The 1704-nt window shown below is 69.4% G+C and carries 3 protein-coding genes; all 3 read left to right on the forward strand.

The genetic code is table 11. From position 1 onward, the window contains the following. The first annotated feature begins 254 nt into the window (after positions 1–254). From ACZ4YY_RS37440 to ACZ4YY_RS37450, 3 genes are read left to right on the forward strand one after another with little or no spacing between them, the layout of a single operon-like run. Positions 255–488 (forward strand): hypothetical protein, encoded by a 234-nt coding sequence (locus tag ACZ4YY_RS37440; protein WP_468299866.1) that lies wholly within the window; start codon positions 255–257, stop codon positions 486–488. Further along, positions 488–760, forward strand: coding sequence for a hypothetical protein (locus ACZ4YY_RS37445; RefSeq protein WP_468299867.1), 273 nt, complete (start codon positions 488–490; stop codon positions 758–760). The genes ACZ4YY_RS37440 and ACZ4YY_RS37445 overlap by 1 nt, the downstream gene beginning before the upstream one ends. Before the next feature lie 23 nt (positions 761–783). Continuing rightward, positions 784–1284 (forward strand): hypothetical protein, encoded by a 501-nt coding sequence (locus tag ACZ4YY_RS37450; protein WP_468299869.1) that lies wholly within the window; start codon positions 784–786, stop codon positions 1282–1284. Positions 1285–1704 lie beyond the last annotated feature (420 nt).

Genomic DNA, 1704 nt, shown 5'->3' on the forward strand with positions numbered 1-1704 from the left:
ATCTCGACCGCGACGGGCCGCGCCGACTCCACCTTCAACATCGTCCACTGACCCACCGCACGAGCCCACTGCCGCGCCGCCTGGCCGTCACCAGGTGGCGGGGCGGTGGCTCCCGTCATGAACTCGCTGCTGTCGGGGGGACTCGTCATTCCCGGTAGTGGTCGTCCCACTTCACTGACAGACGCGGCTTCGCGAACGCAGGCAACGGCCGATACCGTGGGAGCAGACGCCAGTTCTGCCCTCTGGAGCCCTCGATGAGCGAACAGCCGGCCCCCGCCGACCACGCCCGGCAGCAGCTGGAGCCCGCGGCCGCCGACGCGGTCCGCGCGTATGCGGCCAAGACCCGCGAGAACGCCGACCAGCTCGCCGCCGTCCTGGAGGACATCGCGGAGAACGGGCTGCCCTCGGTGGAGGACTGCACGCGGTGGGAGGAGCTGCGCGAGGCCCACCTCGCCCGGCTCGCCGCGCAGCGCCCGGCCGTCGCCTGATGGCCCAGCCGCACGGGCCACGCCGCGCCCGGATCGCCTTCTCCGACTCCGCCGCCAAGCAGCTGGAGAACATCACCAGCGAGGCGGAGATCCACGCCCTGGACCGCGCCCTGGTCGTCATCTCCGTCGCCCCGGACGTCGGCGAGCCGATCCCCGGCGATACCACCGGGCCCCAGCTGCGTCAGTACGCCGACGAGATCGAGTCCGTGCGCGTCCTGTACTTCGTCACCGCGCTGCGCGCCGTCGTGGTGGTCGCGTACATCGAGGTCTGACCGTCGAAGGAGCCGAGTTGCCGTTGGACGTCACGCCGACCGCCCACCCGGAGCTCACCTCGCTGCGCCGGGTGCTGGACTGCTCCACCAAGACGACCACCTTCCGGCAGGGACCGTCCCTTCCGGGCGGGACGGCCCCGGCCTGGACGGCGTACCTGTGCTCTGAGCACTCCGAAGGCCTGCCCGGATGGCCCGAAACCGGCGGCGCCGACGACGGAGCGCGCCTGAACTGCGGGGCCGTCCTGGACTTCCGGCCCACTGAGCACGTCCTCCAGTCGCACGCCGACCTGTGGTTCACGCCGCTGACCGGGGTGGAGCCTCAGGCGCTCGGCAACGTCTGGTCCGACGTTCTGGGCCAGGGAGCCCGCGTGCCGCTCGCCCGCCTGGAGGCAGACGGCGGGGACGGGCCGCTCCGAAGCCTGGCGACGACGCTGAGCATGGCCGCCGACTACGCGGCCGCGGGCAACCTCTACCAGGCGCTGGTTCCCCTCGGGTTCTGCGAGACCTTCGCCCAGCGCCTCTAGCCTCGCGCTTTCACGAGGTGGGCTCTCCAAGTGCTGATCAGAAACACAGAAAGTACCCTTGACCTGCAACGATAGGACTTGCTGAGGGTCCTGTTGGCTGCAACGAAGACAGCACTTTCCAGGCGAGGGAGCCAATCGGATCGTACCCGCATGTCCGTGTCCAGGGCGACGGCCGTCAGGTCGTCTCACAGGCCGGTTCGGTTCTGCTCGTCCAGAAATCATGAAAAACGGTCCGCCGACTCCGCCGGCGGACCCTCACGCAAGATCGAGGAGCGTGGGTCAGTAAGCAGCTCCTGGAATGCCGAGCCTCGGGGTGAAGTGCGGCCGCCCTAGGGGGTGTCGTCAAATGATCTTCGGTCGGGGATCATGGTCGGGTGATACGTCGCCATGAACTGTCCGATGCCGAGTGGGCCTTCGTGC

The organism is Streptomyces sp. NPDC030143, from assembly GCF_055573695.1.